Here is a 17,143-nt window from a genome sequence, read left to right as displayed (position 1 = left end):
AACCGGTTATTTTTTATTCGCGCATTTCGCCTAATAGTAATGGGTAATCAGCAAACGGGGTAATGTTTTGTTTGTGCTGCGATTATTGCAATGGGCTATCTATGTTAACGTCATTTTCCGTTATTTTTGGCTTGCTGTCGCTGTCATTATTTTCTTTTTTTCAACATTTTTTATTAATGCGTAAAAAAGAATCATTAGTTTCAGAAGCTAGCATTCCCCACTGTAGGCAACATCGCAGCAGGGGAATACAGGCATGGCTGTCCTTGCCGTTATTCGACATAGGGCGACAAGCGATCGGCGTTACGCCGTAATACCTGTGAGAGCACGGCATCCTGACCAGGAGAGATATAATGAATGCAAATAACACCACCAGAAAAACCATCGCTTTAATGGATCCCTATCCGCTGAATTTGTACGGTTTGGCGCATTTTTGCCAACAGCTTGACGAACAAGTGGAGATACAACTGCAAAGTAACAAACTGCATGACGTGTTTATTTCGTTGAAGCTACAGCCGTTGGATGTGCTAATCACCGATATTTGCGGCATGGGGGAGAGCGTGACGCACGGCGTCAATGCGCTAAAAATGCTCTGTCAGCACTTTCCGGCAATGCCGATTATCGTCTATGCGCGGCAACATCCGCGTGAAGTGATGCAGGCGCTGCGGCAGTACTCACAGGTGAGCCTGATTTCTCGCGACGAGCCGCTGCCGCAGGCCGCCGCGCTGTTTCGACGCGCGCTGGCCGGCGAAACGGTCTACAGTCCACAATTTGCCCAGATGTTCGAGCAAACCGACGGACATGGGCCGGCCAGGCTGGAAGCGTTGACCCAGCGTGAAAATGACGTACTGATGTGCCTGTTCAACGGCTTGTCCATTTCGCAAATTGCCCGCCTGCGTCAGCGCAGCATTAAAACCATCAGCGCGCATAAATGTAATGCGATGCGCAAGCTGGGAGTAAAAAATGATTCAGGGCTGTTTCTGCTGCGGGAAAATATCGTCAACCATCATGTCAACAGCGTATACCTTAACTGACAGGCCAGTATTCGGCGGTGGCCTGCGCATCTCAGGGTGAGGGCGGCAACGGCGTACCGGCCGCATATTGATAGATTGCCAGTTGCAACGATTGGGCAACCGATGAGACCCAGCCGCCGTTAGTTTTGCAACGTCGATACCAGTTTCTGCAGTAACAGCGTCAGCGCGTCGATATCCTGTTCGCCCATCGCTTTCGCCCATTGTGCTTGCACCTGCTGCCCGGCTGCGATGGCAATAGGCCGCACGCCTTGCCCTCGCTCGGTAAGAAAGATCAGTCGTGCGCGCCTGTCCGTTGGGTCGGGGCGTCGCTCAACGTAACCGAGCTTTTCTAACTCTTCCACGGCTTGGGTCATCGACTGTTTGCGCACTTTGGCAAATTTCGTCAGGGCGCTAACGGTGATCCCCTCTGGTGGGGTAAAGGCAAAAACGTTGGAGTGAGAAGGGCGAATATCGGTATAACCGGCCTTATCAAGGGCTGAATCTACCTGCTGAGTCCAATGCTGGTGCGCCTGGCGAAGAAGAAAACCCAGCGCCGGCGTTTCGGGGGTGTCATGCATTCCGACTTATCCTTTGTTCCACGCGGCACCTGCATGTCATCTTTTTATTGACAGGTGACTGTCTATGTCTATATTGGACAGGCAACTGACTATTTAGCACAAGAGGACATTGCCATGCCTGCAATTTCAGTTTTGGATTCAATCATACATTATGAACAGAACGGTGTCGGTACACCCTTGGTGTTTCTGCATGGGAATCCGACCTCCTCCTATTTGTGGCGTAATATCCTGCCGGCAATCGAGGGGCCGTTTCGCTGTTTGGCACCGGACCTGATTGGTATGGGACAGTCGGGTAAGCCACCGCTCAATTACGATTTTTCAGATCATGCGCGTTATCTGAATGCCTGGTTCGACGTCATGGGGTTGCAAGACATGATCCTGGTCGGCCACGATTGGGGCGCGGCATTGGCCTTTGACTGGGCCGCCCATCACCCTGAACGCGTCCGCGGTATTGCCTTTATGGAAGCCGTTATTCGGCCGATGAGTTGGGACAGCCTGCCCACTGAGGTTGCGGCACGTTTTAAGGCGTTGAAGACGCCGGGGCTTGGCGAAAAAATTGTGCTGGATGGCAATGAGTTTATTGAGAAAACGCTGCGAGCAACGGTGCTTTCCCCGCTTTCCGAGCAGGATATCCAATGCTATACCGCTGCCTATACAACGGCGGACAGTCGCCGACCGTTACTGGAATGGAGCCGCTCAATGCCATTTGACGGCGAGCCTGCCGATGTGGTCAGGCGCATGGCGTTTTACCATCGCTGGCTGGGGAACAGCAAGGATACAGCCAAACTTCTCCTGTCGTTTGACGGCGTTGCGGGCGGCCTGGCGATCAATCAGCCAATGATTGCCTGGTGTCAGGCGAATATCGCCAATCTTGACGTCATACCCTGTGGCGCGGCCAAACACAATGCGCCAGAAGATCGACCTACGGAAATAGCGTCGGCGATAAATCAATGGCTGGCTAAATGCTAAATCGTGTTATGCGGTTGCCTCCGGCGTTAGCAGAGGGTTTTATTGGCGCACCACGGCGGTAAGGTTGAGGGGCGGGGGAGCTGAATGCTCCCCGGCAAGATTACCAGCGGATCAATTAGCTGATGATTTATTTGGCGAATTCATTTGGCATGAAATATTCAGCCCACCAATGTTTGATGATTTGCATGAAGTTATCACCGGGTTGATTTCGACATTCAGCAACAGGCCATTTTGATAGCTGCAACCGACGGTAACCTTTTCTCCGTCGGTATAAATGTCGGTCAGGTCTGCCCAGGTACCGTTATTCTGGTCCTTTGGCTCCGGAGCCAGACTAAACATATCCTGCGGACTGCCATGGAACACCTCGATCGCTACCAGCTTATTATTTTGTTGTGCTGGGCAAATAGTCACCGTGTCCGCCCAGCTGGAAAAAGGTAACAGCCAGCAAAAAAACAGTATAAAAGATGTATGTTTCATCGCTTTCTCCATGTGATTAACCACCAACGGTGATTATCATATCTGGTTATTAGGCAATGCCTAGGCGGAAATACGTTACTTTTGTAAATTATGCCGCTGTATATTTATTGAAAGAATAACTCGTATAAGAGTAAATTATGGCGAATAATACTCGTCTTTATCACACCGCCGGCTCAGGCTATACTCACCGGCGTTGCCCGGCGTGGTGCCGGTAACGCAGATGCGGGTTATGCCCAAGCGTTAACGCGGGCGGTAACACATCCCGTTGGCGGCGCTAATCCCTCTTCCTTTACCCTGTACATTGGCGGCCGTTGAGTGCCGCTGAACGCTACCCCTTTACGCAGTAAACAAACGGAATGACGGTACCGGCAAAAATATAACCGCTTCCCTGTTTATACAGGCCGATGTTATGCGTAATGTCTGGTCGGAAATAAAACGTTGGCAGCAGCGTTGCCAGTACGCTTTCGTCGGCGTTGTCCGAAGGCAATCTGGCAACCTTGTTGGAGTGCATACTCAGCATGTCTTCGTTTTGGCTGTAGTCAAAGAATACCTTCCTGTTGAGTACCGTCGGCGCCTCTGATGCCTGATGGTAGTTTCCTTCGATTAACGCCAGCCCTTTGCCGTTCACCGCATGCATCTTCATAACGCCGGTAAAATGTAACTGTTCGGGCGTTACAATGTTTAAAACGGCTCGGCAATCAATCTCTTTTGACTCGGGGGATGTTGCATACCCTGCCCAAAACTGCCATTTCATTGAGGCGATAATCACCAGGATAAAAACGATGCAGGCCAGCAATCCCTTTTTCATTTGGAACCCTCCAGGTAGAAGCTTGATCGGCAGCTGGCACGCGCTCCGGCAATGTCCCGTACGCAGCTAATCACCGAATAGCGGTTCACCCCGGCGAAGGCGGTGACGTAATTAAAGGGTCGCGTCGCACAATCAAAAGCGCTGTTTTTGACAATATATTCGAGCCTGCCGGTCGGCATATTATCGTTAACATAAATGTGGCACTCGCTCAGCGAGGTTGGCGCCAGGTCGTAGCTATCCATATAGTTAGATGAATTATTGTGGCCCAGATAGAAAGCACCGATGCACAGCATAATCAACGCGATACTCAGACCGGCAATCAGCCCTGGTAAGTATTTCTTTCCTTTGCTGGGAGAAATGGGCGTTGTTCCGGTTGGCGCAGCAACATCGCCAGCGACTGCCGGTAACAATTCCTGCTGGCGGACATCGGCGTGCTGCTCCGCCAGCAGGGTGATTTTAATGTGTCGCGACAGGGTGACGCCCTGTCGTGGCACGGTGATAATCACGTCATCATAAAGACCGAGCTGATTGAGGGATCGTCGCAGCAGGCTGATATTTTGGTAAACGGTACTCGAGGAAACGACAACGCCTTTTTTCCGCCAGATCAGTTCCAGTAATTCATCCTGTGATAAAACGTCGCCGTGACGTTCTATAAGCAAAGCTAAGCATTGGCTGGTAGGGGTATGCAGTATTAACTTACTGGTTGAACCAATATGTTCCCCGGTTAAAATAAGGCTTCTTTCCTCTGGATCAAAAATAACACGGTCATTAATTATATACTTTCCTAGCATAACTTATCCTTTGCATGCAATGGCAAGACAAATCCTAACATACTATAAGAAGATACGGTTTTGTCCACTCGCCATCTTTGCACTGAGTTAATGTTTAATAAACCGACTAATAAATAAAAACAATTGGCGTACAACGATGAACGGCATTTTAGTATTCTAACGAATGATATTTCATGGCTTACCGATCAGGGTAAGTTAAATAGTCATGCTCATCACGCTCAGTGGTGCTTAACCTTTAAAGTTGTTACCTTTTTTACCAAGGGAACTAATTCATTATTTTAACTTATATGTTTGTTTGCCATAGCGTCGATGCTAGCATTCATCGTAGCTATGAGTCAGCCTGGTTTCATAACGCAACCAAATGGGAGTGACTCCATTAATAGTTTTCAGTGATGGTTCAGTGGTCAAAACAAACCTATATAATTCCATCATGGTTTTAAACAGCGCCTATCATCGCATTATAAATAATGCTTGTTTTTGCTGATGACAATATTGTTCTCATCGTTAACCTCTTCCTGTCTATGGTCAAACAAGCAAAGGATAAAACGGTGCTTGAACTGTGAGCCATGTTTTCCGCGCAGCGTCAGGCGAAGCGGTTTCATCGCCGGAACCTGGCATTTTTATGCTGACGGTGAATACATTACTCATATATCGACGTATTAATCAATAGTGAGCAGGTCAGAGTTGTTCATGTGCTCACTTATGCTAGGCCTCATTGCCGACTAAGCCTTTCGGAGTATTTCCGCCAAGATGCATTTAAAATACCTCACTGTCTGCCAGGCAAAAAGCCGATGCGTTTTTTTGGCGCAAAAACAGCGAGGCTAATGATTGCTAGGCCTGTAGACAGTAGGTGAATGGCAGCACCGTGCCGGTAATAATATACCCGTTGGCCTGCGGGTATATTTCAAAACTGTGGGACGTGGCAGCAGAGTAAAGGAATCGAGGCAATAGACCAGCCAGTTCGCTTGCCTGCGCATTGTCGGTAATCGCGGGTATGATCCGCTTCGAGACGATATCCAGCATGTTCTGGTGACGGGTGTAATCAAAAAATACCGTCCGGTTGAGATTGCCGCCGACCTGAGCGTGGTGGCTATAGCGACCGCTCACGCGGAAAAATCCTCTACCGCCAGCGGCATGCAATTTCCACACGCCAGCAAAAGAACCCTGTTCGCTGTAAATTTGCAGTTCGGCGGTGCAGTCAATGTTGCGTGGTGGTACAGCATGAACCATAGAAGTGCCGAGTTGGTAAGCAGCAAAAACAATGAAAATGATGCTTAGTGCGGCAAAAATATAGCTTTTCATCTGTTTCCCTTAATATAATATAGCGAAACGCCAATAGGGAGATAATCAACGATATTCTTAATGCCATGGGTGCTGGCAGGGTATTTTACGCTGTGGCGATCGGCGGCAGTGCGCCAATAAGTTAATCTGTCATTTTTTAACGTTATATTGATGTAATGTTGGGTGTTTATGCTAGTGCATTTATGCGTACCGCTTTGCCGCGGAATTAAATAATGGGCGCTATGGATAAATCCCCGGCGGGGCCCTGCGGTATTGTGCGATGCGTTGGTAATGGCTCTGGCGTTAATGGAAAAAAGTTTGCTCGTCAGGGTAATGGTAATTTCTCGCTGACTTTTATCTACTCGCTGGTGATGACATTGCCAGGCGCGTAGGTTGGCGGTGGTTTTATTTTGTTTTTTATCATGGCTTTTACCCGGATGGGGCGATCGTACTCGCGTAATCATCGCCAGCGATGGCGGTGATGATCTGGTGAGGCGTGATACGCGTACCGCTGCGTGCTCGCCAGGCACTAACCAGTAATCTGGGTGGCACAATGACCATCCCGTCAGCTCAATGCCGTTTGGCACGCTTTCCCTCTGGTGAATTTTTTGCTTGCACGCTAATGATATCTTCTGCAACAAAACCTTTCCCTGCTGTTTTAAAAGGACGATAGGACCTGCATTTGCCGACGGAGATAAGATTATTTTCTTATCTACGGTAAATGTCTCGAATAATAAATATTGCTTGCTGACATTAAACAACCTGGTTTTTATAAAGGTGTATTTTCCTGGCATATTATTGCCTCGCCTGGAAGATAACAATAATCCTAACACGCTGAGCATAAAAGTTAATTTAACTTAAGTCAAAAAAGGTGACGTAGAGCAATAAGTTTTATCTTCGCCATCTTAGAGCTATTCCACCAGCAGAGATTATTCATCCTGGGTACCGCATCGTCCGTTCTGTTTGCCTTTATTTATAACCATGGATATACATTTAATTAACATCAGCCGTGCTAGCCGAGTGGCGGTAATAGCCAAAAACTGACGCCGGGGAACAGACGCGGCGATGAGCAAAATTATATCCGTCGGCGGTTAGGCGAAATAAACCGGTCGGCATAATGCGCAGCCAACCCCCTGCTACCTGCCGTTGGGTTATCTCGCGGTTTATCCTGTACAGTGGCAGGGGAAAGACCTAGTTTTATAGCGGTAAACTCAAACGGAACCTGAACGAATGAACAAACCCCCAATGCTGTTTATAGCGGTGCTGGCGTTGATCGTGGTACTGGCGACGCAGCGTTATTTCAGCCAGCGTAAGCAGGAAGCGGAAAATGACCGTGCGCCGGTGCGCAGTACGCAGGTTATCGTTAGCGAGAAACGGGCCTTTCCGGCCAGTAACAACCGCTCACGCCAGCGCGAACATATTGTTAATGAGGCCATGCGGTATGAAATCACGTTCCGGCCGCTGCGGGGCGGTGAGAATATCGTGGTGCGTGTGAAACAGCCGCAGTATGAACAGATAGAGCAGGGCGCGCAGGGTAGCCTGAAAATGCAGGGTACGCGCTTTGTGTCGTTTACCGCCGAACGCCCATAGTAGGTGAGGGTTATTTTTTGTTGATTGGTGGTTGCTTCTTCTGCCAGTCCAGCAGTTCAAACACCCCAAAGATAAAGATCTTGGTTTCCTGCCATTTGCTGATGGGCTGATCTTTCGGCTGTGTTGATTTCAACAGCACCAGTTGCAGCCCGTGCATCACCACCATAAAGAACAGCGCGACGTCGATAAAGTACTTCAACGGCTTGGGGAACGGGTGGAACAGGTTGGTGAGCAAAAAGCCCCATACGCACAGCATCAGCAGGCGGCCCAGATTAATCAGCATTGTCGGTTTTCTCTTTGCCAGAACGAATATAAAGACGATAGGCCACCTGACCGGCGACTTTTTCACGGTGCAGCGACCAGTTGGCAGGCACGTCGGTAGCGGCGCTTTCCGCCTCGGCTTCCACGTAGATCCACGCCTCATCGGCCAACCAGCCTTGCTGCTCCAATAAGGTGATGGTCTGTGTCAGCATTCCTTTACGGAACGGCGGATCGAGGAATACCACCTGGTAAGGTTCGGCCTTGCCGGCCAACCAGCTCAGCGCGTTGGTGTTCACCACCAGGCCGTTGCCTTTCAGCAGCGCCAGGTTTTGCTCCAGTTGCCGTGCCACCGGGCGTTCGAACTCCAGCAGCGTGACGCTGCCGGCGTAGCGCGACAGCGCTTCCAGCCCCAATGCACCGCTGCCGGCGAAGCAATCCAGACAGCGCGCGCCCTGAATCACCGGCGCCAGCCAGTTGAACAGCGTTTCGCGCACGCGATCGGTGGTCGGGCGCAGGCCGGGGCTGTTCGGCACCGGCAGTTTACGTCCACGCCATTGGCCGCCGATAATGCGGATTTGCCCGGCGGCAGCCGTCTGCGGTTTTTTAACCGGCGCTCGCGGCGATAATTTTGCCATAAGAATCTTAATGTGTTGCCGAGTTAACGAAAAGTTGCCGCTATTCTACCGGGCAGAGACGTCGAGGGAAAAGCGAAAACGTTGTTACCTGATTTCCCAAGCCGGATGCGTGTTGCTACGCGAGGGAAAGTGGTAGACTCGGCGGTTAAAATATTTTCGTTATTAGCCATCGGTACGGAGCAAGGTCACAACATGGCAAAAGATAAGAAACGTGGGTTTTTCTCCTGGCTGGGCTTTGGCCAGAAGGAAGAACAACAGCAGCAACCTGAGCCGTCAGCCGAACAGGCTGAACAGCAGGCGGTAGCGACACCGGCCGAGCCGGTGGCCCCCACGCTGGATGACAAGCTCCCTGCGCAGGAATCTGAGCCGGCCGCCTCGGTTGATACCCCGGGAGAATGGGACGGCAGCCTCAACGGGGAACAGATCGCAGAAAACGTGCCGGGCATCGTCGAACGCACGGCGTCGGCTGAACGGTTGGCTGACGAGGTGGTTGCCGTCACGGAACAGGTAGTGGCAGAACGGTCATCTGAAGCGCTGGCGCAAGCCGAGCCGCAGATAGACGCAATGCCTGAGCCACTGGCCGAGCCGGAACCAGAACGCATTGTGCCGGTGAAGGAACCGGAGCCAGAGGTCGAACAGCCGCCGGTAGAAGAGCCGGAACCACAGCCGGAACCACAGCCAGAGCCAGAGCCACAGCCACAGCCAGAGCCGGAACCTGTGCAGGAACCCGTGCAGGAACCCGCACCGGAACCGGTCCAGGCGGCCGCTCAACCAGCGGAGCCGCACGTACCCCAGCCCGAGCCAGAATCGGTGTTGCCATCCGAGCCGGAAGCGCAGCCGTTGCCAGCCAGCGTCGCGTTAGCGCCGATCGTCGCCGCCCCAGCGTCTGAAACTGCTGAAGACCTCGCGGCGCCGGCGGTAACCCAGGAACAGGAACGGCCGAGCAAGGAAGGCTTCTTCGCCCGTTTGAAGCGCAGCCTGATCAAAACCAAACAGAACCTCGGTTCCGGCTTTATTGGCTTGTTCCGTGGCAAGAAGATCGACGACGATCTGTTCGAAGAACTCGAAGAACAGCTGCTGATTGCCGACGTTGGCGTCGAAACCACGCGTAAAATCATTGAATCCCTCACGCTGCATGCCAGCCGCAAGCAATTGAAAGACGCCGAGGCGCTCTACGGCAAGCTGAAGGAGGAAATGTCTGAAATTCTGGCCAAGGTGGATCAACCGCTGGATGTCAGTGGCAAAACGCCGTATGTCATTCTTATGGTTGGCGTTAACGGCGTTGGCAAAACCACCACTATCGGTAAGTTGGCGCGCCAGTTCCAGGCAGAAGGCAAGTCGGTAATGCTGGCGGCGGGCGACACCTTCCGTGCCGCGGCGGTCGAACAGCTGCAGGTCTGGGGCGAACGCAATCGTATCCCGGTGGTGGCGCAGCATACCGGCGCCGATTCCGCCTCGGTGATTTTTGACGCGGTGCAGGCCGCCAAAGCGCGTGGCGTGGATGTCTTGATCGCCGATACCGCAGGGCGTTTGCAAAATAAGGCCCACTTGATGGAGGAGCTGAAGAAGATCGTCCGAGTCATGAAAAAACTGGACGAGCATGCCCCCCATGAGGTTATGCTGACGCTGGACGCCAGCACCGGTCAGAATGCGGTCAGCCAGGCGAAATTATTTAATGAAGCCGTGGGCTTAACTGGCATCACTCTGACTAAACTGGACGGTACCGCCAAGGGCGGGGTGATCTTCGCCATTGCCGATCAGTTCGGCATTCCGATTCGTTATATCGGTGTCGGTGAAGGCATCGAAGATTTGCGGCCTTTCAAGGCCGACGATTTTATTGAGGCACTTTTTGCCCGAGAGGATTAATACGGATGATTCGCTTTGAACAGGTCAGTAAAGCTTATCTGGGCGGACGACAAGCGCTGCAGGGCGTTGATTTTCATCTGCGTCCGGCAGAGATGGCATTCCTGACCGGCCATTCCGGCGCGGGTAAAAGTACCCTGCTGAAACTGATTTGTGGTATTGAACGGCCAAGCGCCGGCCATATCTGGTTTGGCGGCCACGACATCAGCCGGTTGAAAAACAGTGAGGTGCCGTTTCTGCGTCGTCAGATCGGCATGATTTTCCAGGATCACCATCTGCTGCTGGATCGTACCGTCTATGACAACGTGGCCATGCCGCTGATCATCTCCGGTGCCAGCACCGAGGATATCCGTCGTCGCGTATCGGCAGCACTGGACAAGGTCGGGCTGTTGGACAAAGCGAAGAACTTCCCGATCCAGCTGTCCGGCGGTGAACAACAACGTGTCGGCATTGCCCGCGCGGTGGTGAACAAACCTGCGGTGCTGTTGGCGGATGAGCCAACCGGCAACCTGGACGATGCGCTGTCCGAAGGCATTCTACGCCTGTTTGAAGAGTTTAACCGCGTTGGGGTAACGGTGCTGATGGCAACGCACGATACCGGGCTGATCGCCCGGCGCAATTACCGCATCCTGACGCTCAGCCAGGGCCGTATGGCAGGAGGAGCGCATCATGGCGAATAACGCAAAAACCGCCAAGAGCAAGGCGCTGCGCGGCGGCTGGCGTGAACAATGGCGCTATGCCTGGATGAACGCCATCAAGGACATGCTGCGCCAACCGCTGGCGACGCTGCTGACGGTGATGGTAATAGCCATCTCTCTAACGTTGCCGAGCGTGTGCTATATCGTCTGGAAGAACGTCAGTACCGCTGCCACGCAGTGGTATCCGACACCGCAGCTGACGGTGTATCTCGACAAGTCGCTCGACGATGACGCGGCGGTCAAGGTGCTGGACGTCATCAAGGCCGAGGCGGGCGTCGAAAAGGTCAATTACCTGTCGCGCGAAGAAGCGCGCGGTGAATTCCGCAACTGGTCCGGCTTTGGCGGTGCGCTCGATATGCTGGAGGAAAACCCGTTGCCGGCGGTGGCGATTATCACGCCGAAGATGAGCTTCCAGAGTTCCGACACGCTGAATACGCTGCGTGACCGGGTGGCGGCGGTGCAGGGCGTCGACGAAGTGCGGATGGACGACAGCTGGTTCGCCCGTCTGGCGGCGTTAACCGGGCTGGTTGGGCAGGTCGCGGCGATTATCGGCATTCTGATGGTAGTGGCGGTGTTCCTGGTGATCGGCAACAGCGTGCGTCTGAGCATCTTCAGCCGCCGCGATACCATCAACGTGATGAAGCTGATCGGCGCCACCGATGGCTTCATCCTGCGGCCATTCCTCAACGGCGGCGCGATGCTTGGCTTCTTCGGTGCGCTGTTCTCGCTGCTGTTGTCCGGCGCGCTGGTGTGGAAACTGGAGTCGGTGGTGACCGGGGTGGCGAAGGTGTTCGGTACTACCTTCACGCTGCATGGCCTCGGCTGGGACGAAGCGCTGTTGCTGCTGATCGTCGCAGCGATGATCGGCTGGATCGCCGCCTGGCTGGCGACGGTGCAACATTTACGCCGATTTACACCACAATAAAATTTTTTTGGTATACTCTTCTCCTGCTGCGTTTTGTCGTGTGGCAGGAGAAGCGCCCAGCGGATCCTTTGGATCGCGCCTTTTCCCAAGCGCACAAATTCCCTATCATCCTGAGCCTTGGTCACGTATTGTCAGCAACATTGTGATCGAAAAACAGTGAACTCTTAGGGTGGAACACGGTCAAAACTTGCAGCAAATGTTAAGGTGTCCGGCGTGCGGAACCGCTTTTGCAACAGCAACTGCCGTAAAATCAACAACTCCCCGCCGTAATGACTCACCTGCATGATCCGTTTTAAAGAGAGGGTTTGAATGACCAAAGAAATGCAAACTTTAGCCTTAGTACCCCAAGGTAGCTTGGAAGCCTATATTCGGGCAGCCAACGCCTATCCGATGCTGACGGCAGAGGAAGAGCGGGAGCTGGCTGAACGGCTGCATTATCAGGGCGATCTGGAAGCCGCTAAGCAGCTAATCCTGTCTCACCTGCGCTTTGTCGCTCATATTGCCCGCAATTATTCCGGCTATGGCCTGCCACAGGCAGATCTGATCCAGGAAGGTAATATCGGCCTGATGAAAGCTGTTCGTCGCTTCAACCCCGAGGTTGGCGTGCGTCTGGTTTCCTTTGCGGTGCATTGGATTAAGGCAGAAATTCATGAATACGTGCTGCGCAACTGGCGTATCGTCAAGGTAGCAACCACCAAGGCACAGCGTAAGCTGTTCTTTAACCTGCGTAAAACCAAACAGCGTCTGGGGTGGTTCAACCAGGACGAAGTGGAGCTGGTGGCACGCGAGCTGGGGGTGACCAGCAAAGACGTGCGGGAAATGGAATCGCGCATGGCCGCGCAGGACATGACCTTTGATCCTACGCCGGATGACGAAGCGCGCGACGGCCAGTCAATGGCGCCGGTACTGTATTTGCAGGACAAAACCTCCGACTTTGCCGAAGGCATCGAAGAAGACAACTGGGAAAGCAACGCCGCAGACAAGCTGGCCTATGCGCTGGAAGGTCTGGACGAACGCAGCCAGCATATCATTCGCGCCCGCTGGTTGGACGATGACAACAAATCCACCTTGCAGGAACTGGCCGATCAGTACGGCGTTTCCGCAGAGCGTGTGCGCCAGCTTGAAAAGAACGCCATGAAGAAACTGAAAATGGCGATTGAAGCGTAATCCGCTACACATATGAAAAACCCGGCTTGGCCGGGTTTTTTTATGCCTGAAATACAACACCGTTCAAGAGGCGTTATTCAGCGCTGCAAAATCTGGAGCAGGGCAGTCGTAGCCGAATTTGCTCGCCCAAGCGTACGGCGTGCCGTTCTTGAGGTAGCGCTGATAGAGCGCGTGACCGGTTTTGGCGTCACGCTTGATAACCCAACTGGCGGCGTTGCACAACACCGCGGCGTAAGCCTGACTTTTTGGCGGTAGCAGATCGGCGGCTTTTTGCGCCAGCCCCACCGCCTGCCAGCGGTAATGCAGAAAGCGGTTATCCTGCTGTGGCAGCGCTTTGGCGGCGCGGGTGGCTTCGGCAACGCTGATCCAGCTTTTGTGCTTCAGTTCGCGCGTATCGAAGGCGTCACCCAGAGAGGAATAGTTGGCCTGGTAAATGCCGTAATCCGGCGTCATTTCATAACCGGTCAGGTTCAGCCCCTGGCTGCCCAGCAGGGTAGCCGCCTGATAATACCCCTGCGCACGCGTCAGCTTGCCATTGTCGCCATTGGTCGCGGCGCTGAGCGCCTCGCCAACCTGCTGCGCCGTCTGGCGGTAGTTGGGCACGGCAAAGTAGTCCAGCGCTTCCTGATAGCGACCGGCACGCATCAGCCGCCGCGCCAACAGTTCACGCAACTGCACCGCCGGGGTTAGCTGCTGACCGGGATATTCATTGGCCAGTTGCGGTTTTAGCGGCGTGCTTGGCGCCGGTACCTGTTTATCGACAAAATCCTTCAGTTCGTCGACCGTCAGCACCCGTTCTGCCACATCGGCCACGTCGGCCCAATATTGCTCCCTGCCTTGATACAGCAGGGCCAGCGCCTGCAGATAATCACCGCGGTTTAACGCCAATATCGCCTGTTCACCGGCAATACGGCAATCCGGGATGATGGTTTCTGCGGCAAAGTTTGCGCCGCGTTGTTCGCCCCAGTTTTCGTCAGACGGGAAGGCGGCTGCAGCCTTGGCATAAGCATCGGTGGCGGTTTTCACGTCGCCGTCGCGCAAGGCCATTTTGGCACGCAGCCACCAGGCCAGGCCCGAATCACCAGCGTGTTTCAACAGACTGGCGCTGAGGGGATAATTGCCAGAACGGTAGGCCAGCGCCGCCAGCCGATCGCTGCCGTTAAAGCCGGTTTTGACCGACGCATTTAAAAGCGTCAGGATTTGCCGGGTAATCTGTTTGGAACGGCTGCCGACGGCGTCGGTATCTTGCATTTGCAAATTCGCGCTGCGGGCAAACAGTTCGACAGTGACCAGTTGCTGGATCAGCGGATCGTCGACGATCTGTTTGAGTTGGGCAAAATGCGCCGGACTGACCAGCATACTCGAAACGTATTGCAGCGACTGCCCGCCACTGGCATCCCCTTGCGCCGCCTGCTGGGCATAAAGATGCGCCGCGGCGCGAATGTCGCCCAGCCACAGTTGAATGCGTGCCTGTTGCCCCAGGCTGCTGAGTGCCAGTTGGTCAGGATCGTCGCTACCGTTCTGTACGCGCTCGATCACCTGCTGGAACGCCGCCAGCGCCTGTTTGAGCTCGGCGGCGCCGGGATGACGCGTCGGCTGCGACGGGGTATCGTTGTCCGGGTTTTCCGGCGTTCCGCGATCGTTCATCAACACACGGCCAAGGGAATACTGTGCCCGCAATCCCCAGTCGCCCTGCTGGTCGGCCGGCAATGCCAGTACCTGCTTGAAATATTCCGCCGCACGCGGGTCATTGGCCGCGAACGCCACCGCGCCCAGCGTGTATTGCCGCGCCGCGCCAGAGATCCCCTGGCTATTGACCGTATCTGCCTCTTCCACCGTTTTGGCGGCGCGCATTTTGTTGATAATCACCGTTTCCGGTGACAGCGGCATTGGCCTGGGCGGTAGCGCTGGCGGCGGCGCATGCCAGCGTGGCAATTGTGGGTCGAACGGAACCAAACGGCTGGTTTCAAAATCGAAATTGCCTTCCGGCATGGTGAGCAGTGTGCCATTGCGATCGATCAGCAGCCGATTCGGGAAGTCTGGCCCGCAGGCGTGGCCGAGCGGCGCGGTCAATGCGGCGCCGATCAACAAGGCTAGCGGTAGTGGCCGGCCTGAACGTACATCACGGTGTGACAAGGGTGCCTCCTGGCGTCAATTGTTGGCAGCGCAGCCAACCTAACGGGCGCGATTGTCCGGCACGAACCAGATCGTTGCCGGTGCGGATAAAGCGCTGCTGTTGCGGGGTGGATTCCAACCGGTAATTGCCCACCGCGTCGGCGGCCAGACAGTCGCTGGCGGCGATATCGACCGCTGCCGGCAGCGGCGCATCCACCGGACCGCTATTGTGTATTATCAGATCATATAAGCCGTTTTGCCGTGCTTGCGGGCGGATTTTTACCTGCCAGTGGGCGACCAGAGGTTGCTGTTCTATCACCGCACGCAGCGTTGTCAGCGACCAGGCGCGCCGGTCGTTGGGCAGCGGCAAGCGAAACCAGACGATGCCGCGCAGATGAGCGACCGGCTGAGCCGCCAGGCGCTGCAGGACATCGGCCACCTGTTGCGGTGCCACCGTCAGTTCCTGTATGGCGCCAGCCACCCGCAACGACGCTTCGCTTTCTACCTGCGGGCCTTGTGCATCAAAGCCCACCAGCCCCATGCCATAGGCCGGTAACGCCAGGCGGAACGGCTGGGTAGACACCCGCGCGTAGCGCTGTGCCCATTGCAGCGCCAGCGCGCCGTTGAACAGCCCCTGCCGGGGAGACAGCACGGCGTGTACCTGCAGCACCGAACTGTCGACCTCGCGCAGCAATGCGGCCAGCGTCGGTGAATTCAGCCAGGCAGGTAGCGCGGTAATGCTGAGCTGTATCGACGGCGGCAACTGCTGGCGCAAACGTTGGATAAAATCGCGATACTGCGGCAGACGCGCGGTGGCCGCGTCATGATCGATCTCAATGCCGGTGACGTTCAGCCCGGCGGCTTGCCAGCGTTGCAGCTGTTGCAGCACCGCCAGGCGAATCGACGCCGCGTCAGGCTGCGGCAGTTGGCCGTCGATACGTGCTACCAGCCACAGCGGGCGTCCATCCTGGCGCAGCAATGCGCTATTGACCGGGATCGGCCGCACTCTGTCGTGTGCATGTACCTGCAGGCCGAGCACGCGCAATGTGGAAAACAGCGGCTTGCTGTCCGCCAGCGCCTGCGCATGTTGCGCTGTCCAGACCCGTTGCCACAGGTAGACCTGCTGATCCAGGGGCGGTGGCTGCAATCCTTGCTGGCGGCCGGCAAACCACGCCGCCAGCGCCAGCGCGATCAATGCTAACGCGGCTAGCCTGCGTCTCATTTATACCAGCTATCACCCTGCGCGCGAAAACCGCAGGCGCGCATGAAATTGTCGACTTCACCACGCTCACGTGGAGCAAGACCGGTGGTGGACAGCTGCCAATGCGCCACCTGTGGCAATTGACGCTGTGCATCCTGTACCAGATACAACCCTACGCCGCGGCGGCGGGTAACGTCGCGTACCAGCAGATCGTGCAGATGCGCGCGCTCGCCCTCCAGCGTGACTTTCATGGCGCCCAGCAGCCGTTGATTGAAACGTGCGCCGAACAGCGCCTTGTCGCCCTCCAGCCATTCCTGCCACTGTGCCGGCTGTTGCTGAGGCCAGATTTTACCCAGGTCGATCAGATCCTGGGCGGACAGTGCGGTTAACCGCTCGATGGTCAGTTTCATGCAGATTTCCGAACGAATTATCGATGCTGTCAGTGTAATGGATCTTGCCTGGCTGGTTGTGTAACTTTTTCTGTACGAAGACTACGCAGAATGTTTTTTGCCAGACACGTTTTCCGAGTAAAAAATTAGTAAACAGATCGTTAACCAGCACAACACACTATCTTCGGCGCAAAATGGCGCAGATCTCATCCGAGTTTTATGCTGTTTACACCGCTTGTTTCTGGTTGTGCCAGTTGATTTGCAGAATAAAATTCCTGTTTAATGGCATGAAAAATAAAGTCTTATTAGAAAATATTGCCAGATAAACACCTAAATCATTATTACTTATGGATATTAGTGATAATTAGCGATTGGGTTGGGCAAA

The 17,143-nt window shown here is 54.3% G+C and carries 18 protein-coding genes; 7 read left to right on the top strand and 11 right to left on the bottom strand.

The features are described from left to right. Window positions 1–350 precede the first annotated feature (350 nt). Window positions 351–1,031: a LuxR C-terminal-related transcriptional regulator gene (locus AC2AXP_RS12740; protein ID WP_484381727.1), complete on the top strand. Its 681-nt coding sequence runs from the start codon at window positions 351–353 to the stop codon at window positions 1,029–1,031. 119 nt (window positions 1,032–1,150) lie between these two features. On the opposite strand, the gene AC2AXP_RS12735 is transcribed toward AC2AXP_RS12740, so the two are convergent. Next, window positions 1,151–1,588 carry a MarR family winged helix-turn-helix transcriptional regulator gene (locus AC2AXP_RS12735; protein WP_484381726.1) on the bottom strand — a complete coding sequence of 146 codons (438 nt, stop codon included), beginning with the start codon at window positions 1,586–1,588 and terminating at the stop codon, window positions 1,151–1,153. A gap of 54 nt (window positions 1,589–1,642) precedes the next feature. Between AC2AXP_RS12735 and AC2AXP_RS12730 the strand changes: the two genes are divergently transcribed. Beyond that, window positions 1,643–2,557 (top strand): haloalkane dehalogenase, encoded by a 915-nt coding sequence (locus AC2AXP_RS12730; protein WP_004957498.1) that lies wholly within the window; start codon window positions 1,643–1,645, stop codon window positions 2,555–2,557. A gap of 111 nt (window positions 2,558–2,668) precedes the next feature. Here AC2AXP_RS12730 and AC2AXP_RS12725 read toward each other — a convergent pair whose 3' ends face one another. From AC2AXP_RS12725 to AC2AXP_RS12705, 5 genes are all read right to left on the bottom strand, one after another. Further along, complete coding sequence (locus tag AC2AXP_RS12725) at window positions 2,669–3,034, bottom strand: STY0301 family protein (protein ID WP_039991549.1); 366 nt, start codon at window positions 3,032–3,034, stop codon at window positions 2,669–2,671. Between the two features lie 328 nt (window positions 3,035–3,362). Next, on the bottom strand, window positions 3,363–3,842 hold the full coding sequence (locus AC2AXP_RS12720; RefSeq protein WP_004957501.1) for a hypothetical protein: 480 nt from the start codon (window positions 3,840–3,842) through the stop codon (window positions 3,363–3,365). Then, entirely contained in the window at window positions 3,839–4,633 is a 795-nt protein-coding gene (locus AC2AXP_RS12715) for a winged helix-turn-helix domain-containing protein (protein ID WP_273868668.1), read from the bottom strand. Before AC2AXP_RS12715 ends, AC2AXP_RS12720 begins: the two co-directional genes overlap by 4 nt. An 831-nt stretch (window positions 4,634–5,464) precedes the next feature. Next, window positions 5,465–5,935 carry a hypothetical protein gene (locus AC2AXP_RS12710; RefSeq protein ID WP_004957506.1) on the bottom strand — a complete coding sequence of 157 codons (471 nt, stop codon included), beginning with the start codon at window positions 5,933–5,935 and terminating at the stop codon, window positions 5,465–5,467. Further along, window positions 5,932–6,708, bottom strand: coding sequence for a hypothetical protein (locus tag AC2AXP_RS12705; RefSeq protein WP_484381725.1), 777 nt, complete (start codon window positions 6,706–6,708; stop codon window positions 5,932–5,934). The genes AC2AXP_RS12710 and AC2AXP_RS12705 overlap by 4 nt, the downstream gene beginning before the upstream one ends. A gap of 436 nt (window positions 6,709–7,144) precedes the next feature. Between AC2AXP_RS12705 and AC2AXP_RS12700 the strand changes: the two genes are divergently transcribed. Then, window positions 7,145–7,504, top strand: a complete 360-nt coding sequence (locus AC2AXP_RS12700) for a DUF2500 domain-containing protein (RefSeq protein ID WP_004957515.1) — start codon at window positions 7,145–7,147, stop codon at window positions 7,502–7,504. Between the two features lie 10 nt (window positions 7,505–7,514). Here AC2AXP_RS12700 and AC2AXP_RS12695 read toward each other — a convergent pair whose 3' ends face one another. Together AC2AXP_RS12695 and rsmD are read right to left on the bottom strand one after the other, a co-directional pair. Beyond that, on the bottom strand, window positions 7,515–7,787 hold the full coding sequence (locus AC2AXP_RS12695) for a DUF1145 family protein (RefSeq protein WP_004957517.1): 273 nt from the start codon (window positions 7,785–7,787) through the stop codon (window positions 7,515–7,517). Continuing rightward, window positions 7,777–8,400, bottom strand: coding sequence for a 16S rRNA (guanine(966)-N(2))-methyltransferase (gene rsmD, locus AC2AXP_RS12690; protein ID WP_004957523.1), 624 nt, complete (start codon window positions 8,398–8,400; stop codon window positions 7,777–7,779). The genes AC2AXP_RS12695 and rsmD overlap by 11 nt, the downstream gene beginning before the upstream one ends. Window positions 8,401–8,592: 192 nt before the next feature. Between rsmD and ftsY the strand changes: the two genes are divergently transcribed. From ftsY to rpoH, 4 genes are all read left to right on the top strand, one after another. After that, window positions 8,593–10,266 (top strand): signal recognition particle-docking protein FtsY, encoded by a 1,674-nt coding sequence (ftsY, locus tag AC2AXP_RS12685; RefSeq protein WP_484381724.1) that lies wholly within the window; start codon window positions 8,593–8,595, stop codon window positions 10,264–10,266. A 5-nt stretch (window positions 10,267–10,271) separates the two neighbouring features. After that, a complete protein-coding gene (gene ftsE / locus AC2AXP_RS12680; protein WP_004957531.1) occupies window positions 10,272–10,943 on the top strand; it encodes a cell division ATP-binding protein FtsE in 672 nt (223 codons plus the stop codon). Further along, window positions 10,933–11,886, top strand: coding sequence for a permease-like cell division protein FtsX (gene ftsX, locus AC2AXP_RS12675; RefSeq protein ID WP_004957534.1), 954 nt, complete (start codon window positions 10,933–10,935; stop codon window positions 11,884–11,886). Before ftsE ends, ftsX begins: the two co-directional genes overlap by 11 nt. Before the next feature lie 309 nt (window positions 11,887–12,195). Beyond that, window positions 12,196–13,053: an RNA polymerase sigma factor RpoH gene (gene rpoH / locus AC2AXP_RS12670; protein WP_004957540.1), complete on the top strand. Its 858-nt coding sequence runs from the start codon at window positions 12,196–12,198 to the stop codon at window positions 13,051–13,053. 63 nt (window positions 13,054–13,116) lie between these two features. Here rpoH and AC2AXP_RS12665 read toward each other — a convergent pair whose 3' ends face one another. The 3 genes from AC2AXP_RS12665 to panM all read right to left on the bottom strand — a co-directional run bounded on the left by AC2AXP_RS12665 (window position 13,117) and on the right by panM (window position 16,779). Beyond that, window positions 13,117–14,943, bottom strand: coding sequence for a hypothetical protein (locus AC2AXP_RS12665; RefSeq protein WP_449145522.1), 1,827 nt, complete (start codon window positions 14,941–14,943; stop codon window positions 13,117–13,119). Between the two features lie 232 nt (window positions 14,944–15,175). After that, entirely contained in the window at window positions 15,176–16,390 is a 1,215-nt protein-coding gene (locus tag AC2AXP_RS12660) for a DUF3142 domain-containing protein (protein ID WP_449145518.1), read from the bottom strand. Then, window positions 16,387–16,779, bottom strand: coding sequence for an aspartate 1-decarboxylase autocleavage activator PanM (gene panM / locus AC2AXP_RS12655; RefSeq protein ID WP_004957549.1), 393 nt, complete (start codon window positions 16,777–16,779; stop codon window positions 16,387–16,389). The genes AC2AXP_RS12660 and panM overlap by 4 nt, the downstream gene beginning before the upstream one ends. Window positions 16,780–17,143 lie beyond the last annotated feature (364 nt).

The sequence above is a fragment of the Serratia sp. Sp408 genome, from assembly GCF_057180665.1.
The sequence above is the reverse complement of the archived record's forward strand: the minus strand, read 5'-3'. Positions and strand labels throughout refer to the sequence as shown.